At 30.9% G+C, this 7,243-nt stretch carries 7 protein-coding genes; 6 read left to right on the top strand and 1 reads right to left on the bottom strand.

Features of this window, described 5'->3' with window-relative positions:
* Positions 1–493, bottom strand: a 493-nt coding sequence (locus tag ACLUJM_RS11995; RefSeq protein ID WP_412412901.1) for a GNAT family N-acetyltransferase, incomplete at its 3' end; no start/stop codon positions are given.
* 138 nt (positions 494–631) lie between these two features.
* Here ACLUJM_RS11995 and ACLUJM_RS11990 point away from each other — a divergent pair.
* The 6 genes from ACLUJM_RS11990 (at position 632) to ACLUJM_RS11965 (ending at position 7,163) form a co-directional block, all read left to right on the top strand.
* Entirely contained in the window at positions 632–1,813 is a 1,182-nt protein-coding gene (locus ACLUJM_RS11990) for an arginine deiminase (RefSeq protein ID WP_278735618.1), read from the top strand.
* A gap of 2 nt (positions 1,814–1,815) precedes the next feature.
* The gene (argF, locus tag ACLUJM_RS11985; protein WP_094223285.1) at positions 1,816–2,805 is read left to right on the top strand and encodes an ornithine carbamoyltransferase; all 990 of its coding nucleotides are present in this window, start codon (positions 1,816–1,818) and stop codon (positions 2,803–2,805) included.
* 180 nt (positions 2,806–2,985) lie between these two features.
* Positions 2,986–4,212 (top strand): O-antigen ligase family protein, encoded by a 1,227-nt coding sequence (locus ACLUJM_RS11980; RefSeq protein ID WP_412412900.1) that lies wholly within the window; start codon positions 2,986–2,988, stop codon positions 4,210–4,212.
* Positions 4,213–4,311: 99 nt separating this feature from the next.
* Positions 4,312–5,145: an MBL fold metallo-hydrolase gene (locus ACLUJM_RS11975; protein WP_412412899.1), complete on the top strand. Its 834-nt coding sequence runs from the start codon at positions 4,312–4,314 to the stop codon at positions 5,143–5,145.
* Positions 5,120–5,947 (top strand): tRNA 2-thiocytidine biosynthesis TtcA family protein, encoded by an 828-nt coding sequence (locus tag ACLUJM_RS11970; protein ID WP_094205411.1) that lies wholly within the window; start codon positions 5,120–5,122, stop codon positions 5,945–5,947. The genes ACLUJM_RS11975 and ACLUJM_RS11970 overlap by 26 nt, the downstream gene beginning before the upstream one ends.
* A 22-nt stretch (positions 5,948–5,969) precedes the next feature.
* The gene (locus tag ACLUJM_RS11965) at positions 5,970–7,163 is read left to right on the top strand and encodes an FprA family A-type flavoprotein (protein ID WP_094205412.1); all 1,194 of its coding nucleotides are present in this window, start codon (positions 5,970–5,972) and stop codon (positions 7,161–7,163) included.
* The last annotated feature ends 80 nt before the right edge of the window (positions 7,164–7,243 follow it).

Below are 7,243 nucleotides of genomic sequence, written 5' to 3'. Positions count from 1 at the left end.
GTTTTTCGAATGCTATTCTCTCGTCTGTTTTTCTTATATAAACTATCCCACATTTTTGAAATCCGTTTTTCTCAATAAATCTTAGCATGGATTTGTTGTCTTTGTGAGTGTCTACTCTAATTGAGTCGTAGTTTAGTTCTTTTAATTTATCTTCAAAGAAATCCAATAGATTTTTGGCGACATTTTGCGATTTGTAATCTGGGTTTACTGCGATTCTATGAATTACTCCGTATTTTCCATCAGATAGCCATTTTCCATCAATGTTTTTGTAATCCGCATCTCCATCCAAGATCAACACAGCCATTCCTATAACTTTTCCATCTATTTCTGCTACATATAATCTATTTTCTTTCAAATCGGCCAAGAACACATCTTCATTGGGATAATTTTCGTTCCATTGATTTATTTTGTTTTCTTTCATATATATTTTGGCATTTTCAACAATTTCCATTATTTCTGCTATATCATTTTCTTTTGCAATTCTTTTTATCATTTTTCACCTCATTTTATATAAAATTTTAACATATTTCAAAAAGTATTTTAATATTAAAAAAATTTCGATATTTTTGTGTTAATTTTTATTGTAAATGTGTTATAATTTTATGTGGAAATCAGTTAAGGAGGCAACATATTGAAACCAAATATTTACTCTGAGATTGATAAGTTAAAATCTGTAATAGTTCACAGACCGGGAGAAGAATTAAACAATTTGACTCCTGGTTTTATGGAAGAGTTATTGTTTGACGAACTTCCTTACTTGGAAAATGCTATCAGAGAACATGATTTTTTCTGTGAAACTATGCGTAATGAAGGTATTGAAGTATTATACCTAGAAGATTTGGCTGCAGAATCTATTAAACAAGATGACGTTAGAAAACAATTTATCGAAGATTTTCTTGAAGAATCGGGAAATAAATCCGCAGATGAAATCAATTTACTAAGAGATTTACTTACAAATATCTCAGATGAGAAAGAATTGATACTTAAAACTATGGCAGGAGTTAGATTAGATGAAATCGGTATTAACGACGAAAGCGGAAGACTTTTAGCTGTTAATCCAATGCCTAACTTGTATTTCACAAGAGATCCATTTTCCTTTGTGGGTAATTGTGTAAGTATCAACAGAATGTGGTCAGAAACTAGAAATAGGGAAACGCTTTATGCAAAATACATTTTCGCTTATAATTCTAGATTCAACGATATTGAAAAGATCTACGATAGAACAGAAGACACTTCTATCGAAGGTGGAGATATTTTAATTTTGAACAGCGAATGTGTAGCTGTTGGTATTTCTCAAAGAACACAAAAAGAAAGTGTGGATAAATTCGCTAAGAATTTATTAGAAAAATCAGATTTTAAATTTGTTTTGTCTTTCAAAATTCCTAACAAAAGAGAATTTATGCACTTGGACACTGTGTTTACAATGATTGATAAGGGAATTTTTACGGTTCACCCACTAATCGAAGGACCTTTGTATGTTGAAAAATTGTATCTTGAAGATAATACTTTACAAAGAGAAGTTCAAAAAGGTTCATTAGAAGAAATTTTATCTACAAATTTACACGTTGATAATGTAAAAATTATAAGATGTGGTGGAACAAACCCAATCGATCAAATGCGTGAACAATGGAATGACGGTTCAAATACTTTGGCGATTGCACCAAATACTGTTATTGTTTACGACAGAAACAATGTTACAAACAGCTTGCTACAAGAAGCTGATGTAAATATAAGAACTATTAAATCAGGCGAATTATCTAGAGGACGTGGGGGTCCAAGATGTATGAGTATGCCGTTTGAAAGGGAGATGTAATTATGTTAAAAGGAAGAGATTTTTTAACTTTAAAAGATTTCACTAAAGAAGAAATTGAACATTTACTAAATGTAAGTGCTGCATTAAAAGAAAAGAAAAGAATGGGTATTGTAGGAGAAACTTTAAAAGGCAAAAACATTGTTTTGTTATTTGAAAAAACTTCTACTAGAACAAGATGTTCATTTGAAACTGCTTGTTATGATGAAGGCGGTAATGTAACATTCTTAGGTATGAATGATAGCCAATTTGGTAAGAAAGAATCTGTAAGAGACTCTGCTTTAGTATTATCAAGATTCTACGATGGTATCGAATTTAGAGGATTTGACCATGCAACTGTAGAAGAATTAGCAAAATATTCTTCAGTTCCAGTTTGGAATGGTTTAACTGATATTTATCATCCAACACAAATCTTAGCAGACTTTTTAACTGTAAAAGAAAACATCCACAAAAACTTGGACCAAGTTAAATTCGTTTATGTTGGTGATGGTAGAAACAACATGGCAAACTCTTTAATGATTGGAGCTGCTAAATTAGGTATGGAATTTGTAAATCTTGCACCAAAAGAATTACATCCATCAAACGAAATGATGAACTCTATCCAAGAAATTGCCAAAGAATCTGGTGCTAAAATCACAGTTACTGATGATTTCAATAGTCTAAAAGGTGCAGATGTAATCTACACTGACGTTTGGGTATCAATGGGTGAAGAAGATCAATTCGAAGAAAGAATCAACTTACTTAAAGATTACCAAGTAGATATGAAGAAAATCGAAATGACTGAAAATCCTAACGTAATCTTCTTACACTGCTTACCATCTTTCCACAACTTAGAAACTAAAGTTGGTCGTGAAATCCACGAAAAATTTGGCTTGTCAGAAATGGAAGTAACTGATGAAGTATTCTACAGCAAATATTCAAAAGTATTTGATGAAGCTGAAAACAGAATGCACACTATCAAAGCAGTTATGGTAGAAACAATCGGCAATAAATAAATTTTAGATTTTTGAGAGATAGCTTTTGGTTATCTCTCATTTTTTATTGTAAATATTGCAAAATTCTCAAATTTTTGATAAAATATCTTGTCATCGTCAATAGTTACGATTTGTCAAAAAACGTATATTATAACGAATTTTTGATATTATATAAGTAATGATACGAATGAGAGGTGAAATATGAAAAGTTTTTACAATAGAATATTAGATTACACTACAGATCAAAAATTTATTCTGTTGACCGCTATTGCAATGTTTATGCCGTTTTATATCGGAATCGGCGTTTTGATAGTGGATATGTTTTATTTTGTTTATCAAAATAAATTCAAGGAAATTTTTGACAAGACTAATCTGTCTGTGTTTGGATTGATCTTCGCTGTTTATTCGTTAGTAGTGAGCATTGTGTTCAACAATACTTATGGAATACTTGCGACAGTCGGAATGTTTGTGCTTTTCGTATTTGTGCTCTTTATCAGGAAAAATATGACCGAACAATTTATGGAAGACTGTATGATAATTATAATGTTGTTTGCATCGTTTTGCTTTTTGATAACATTGACTCAGTATTCGATAATTTTGAAGAACAATTCATTCAACTACACTCAATTTATAAAATATATCAGTGAGAATAGAACTACCGTTGGAACATTCTTTTTCAATGCAAATTATTATGCTATGGTTTGTTCTTTGGTTGGGATAATCAGTGCGTACAAATATTTTTCGACAGAATCATTTGAAAGATTATTTTCTTTTGTGGTTGGGATTTTAAGCGTTCTAACTTTATTAATCACAGATTCAAGAGGAGCGATGTTTGCTAGTTTCATAGCGGTGTTTGCTCTTACAATTATGATGAAAAAAAGAAAGTATACTGTTGCGATTATTTCTTTATTTGCACTTGCTTTTGTTGGAATTGTTGCCGCTGGAAGAATGGATTTGATTCCTAGAATTGACAAAATTGGTTTTGATATGGGGCTTAGAAAATCTATTTGGATTAGTGCTATTGAAGCTTTCAAGAAGAATTTTGTAATAGGAGTTGGGCCGCTAGGAATACACAATATTTACGCTACAATAAGAAATCGTGCAATTGTCCACTCACACAATTTGTATTTGGATATTTTGGTTAATTTTGGGTTGATAGGAGCAGGATTGTTGGTTCCAATTATCTGTCAATTGTTCAAAGAAATCAAAAGCCTGTATTCAAAAAAATACACCAAAATGATTATAGCAATGATAATTATGGTTATGATTCACAGTATGGTGGATGTTACAATTTTTTGGACACAAACTTCGTTCATATTTTTAACATTTGTGATAGGAGTTGGTGAATTATCAACTGTTCCAGTTACAGAATTAAGTTTGTTTAAGAATAAGAGATCTTTTAATACAAAAAATATTTACGAAAAATAAAATAAAAACTTCAAGATAGTTGGTAAAATTTGCCGACTATCTTTTTTACTTTAAAAAAAACTCAATATCAATTATAATAGTAAATAAGGAGGATTTTGAATGAGTTTTAAATTTTGTTCGTTATCTAGCGGTTCAAGTGGAAATAGCGAATATATAGAGACAGAACACTCCAAAATATTAATCGATGCAGGTTTTAGTGGTAAAACTATTGAAAACCTACTTAAATATATAAATGTAGATCCAAGTAAATTAGATGCAATCTTTGTGACTCATGAACACGCAGACCACATTAAAGGAATTGGAGTGTTGAGTAGAAGATACGATTTGCCAATTATAGCAAATAATGAAACTTGGTATGCAATGGATAGCAAGATTGGAAAGATAAATGATAAGAATATTTATATCTTCGAAAATAATAGACATATTAATTTCAAAGATTTGGATATTTTACCGATTAAAACTAGTCACGATAGCGCAAATAGTTGTGGTTATGTGATTAGCAAGGACGACAAGAAAATTTCTTTAGTTACTGATACTGGAATTATCGAAGATAGCGTGTATGAAGAAATTAAAGATTCGAATCTTTTTTTTATTGAAGCAAATCATGATGTTGATATGCTAAAGTACGGGAGTTATCCTCCAGCATTAAAACAAAGAATATTGTCGGATCACGGACATTTGTCTAATGACTCATGTGCGTACTTATTAGGAGATATTCTAAGAGGAAATCACGAAGTTATTCAATTAGCGCATTTGAGTAAGGAGAATAATACTCCAAGAAAAGCACTAAGTACTGTTGAAGATTATTTGAGGAGTTTGGGACTTGATGTTGGAGAAGCTGTGAGTTTAGAAGTAGCTGAACGATATAGCCCTAGTAACATAGTAGATTTAGAAAAAATGGAGATATATGCAAAGAACTGTACAAGAAGTTGAAAGAGCAATTATAAAAAAATATAGAAAACACATTTGGTCGAAGTTTATAAAGGCCATAAAACAATATGATTTGATTCAAGATGGAGATAAAATAGCCGTGTGTATGAGTGGTGGCAAGGATAGTTTGCTTCTTGCGAAATTATTTCAAGAACTTCAAAAACATGGAATGAATAATTTTGATCTTGAATTTATAGCGATGAATCCAGGATATAGCGAAGAAAACACTAGACTTGAAAAAGAAAATTTTGAGAAACTTAACATTCCTTATCACATGTATGATACTGATGTATTTAGTGTTAGCGAGAAGATTTCATCGAACAATCCATGTTATATGTGTGCGAGAATGAGAAGGGGTGCGCTTTATTCCAAAGCAAAAGAGCTTGGTTGCAATAAAATGGCATTGGGACATCACTTTGATGATGTGATTGAAACAATTTTATTGAATGTTTTGTGTTCTGGAAATTATAAAACTATGATGCCAAAGCTTCACTCTAATAACTTTGAAGGGATTGAACTTATCAGACCAATGTATTTAATTAGAGAAGAATCTGTAAAAAGTTGGTTGAATTACTCAGGGTTAAAAGCATTAGATTGTGCTTGCTCTGTAACTAAAAAAACAGAAGGATCTATGAGAAAACAAATCAAACTATTGATTGAAGAATTGTCGGATAGAGGATTTACTAATGTAGAAAATTCTATATTTAAATCCAGTGAAAATGTTGATGTATCAAGAATTCTTGGGTATGAATATAATGGAGAAAAGTATAACTTTTTGGATACTTACGGTGAAAATGATTTATAATCGTTAATTTATAGGAGGAAATATGGGAACAGAACCAATTAAAATCCAAGAAAATTTATATTACTTGGGTGTAAATGACAGACAAACAGAATATTTTGAAAACATGTGGCCATTGCCTTATGGAGTAGCTTACAATTCTTACTTACTTACAGGCGAAAAAACTTGCTTGATGGACACTGTAAAAATTAGCAAAAGTGATGAATTTGTAGATAATGTTAAAGCGATTTTAAAAGATAGAAAATTAGATTATTTGGTAATTCATCACATAGAACCAGATCATTCAGGATCAATTCCACAAATTTTAGATCTTTATCCAGATATAAAAATAGTTGGAAACAAGAAAACAAGATCAATGTTGAATGATTATTATGAAATTGATTCTGACCATTTTATCGAAGTTGGAGAAGGTGACGAATTAGATTTAGGAGATAGAAAACTAACATTCTATTTAACAGCAATGGTTCACTGGCCAGAATCAATGGTTAGTTACGATGCTGAAAATAAAATTTTATTCTCCCAAGATATTTTCGGTGGATTTGGAACTAATGACGGAGCAATATTTGATGACGAATTAGATTATGATTTAAGAAGAACAGAATTCAGAAGATATTATACAAATATCGTTGGAAAATATTCTCAAATGGCTGTACGTGCTATTAACAAATTATCTTCTTTGGAAATTGAAACAATATGTCCTGTTCATGGTTGTATTTGGAGAAAACAACCTTCAAGAATTGTAGAAGATTACACTAAATGGGCAACTTATGAAGTAAATGAAGGAGTTGTAATAGTTTATGCATCAATGTATGGAAATACAGAATTGATGGCAGACCAATTAGCTAGATATTTAGCAGACGAAGGTGTTAGAAACATCGAAGTATTCGATGTAAGTAAAACTCATGAATCGTATATACTTTCAAATTGCTGGGAAAAGAAATCATTAGTATTAGGATCTTGCACATACAACAACACTGTATATCCAGTAATGAATAATTTATTGAACATTTTGAAAATGCAAAAATTAAAAAATCATGTGGTTTCTGTTTTTGGATCATTCGGATGGAGCGGTGGCGCTGTCAAAAATCTAAAACAATTTGTTGAAGAAGGAAAATTCGAAACAACAGAAACTGTTGTAGAAGCTAAAGGTCGTATGAAAGATGAAGACGATCAAGGTCTAAGACAAATGGCAAAAGAAATTGCAGCGAAAATTAAATAATAAATTTTTAAAAACCAATCATTAATTAAGGTGACCCCAAAAAGTTGGACTTTATACCAGAGACATTTAGAAATATTTGT

It is taken from the genome of Finegoldia sp., from assembly GCF_046991905.1.
In the GTDB taxonomy this organism is placed as follows: Bacteria; Bacillota; Clostridia; order Tissierellales; family Peptoniphilaceae; genus Finegoldia.
This window is presented reverse-complemented; position numbering and strand designations above follow the sequence as displayed.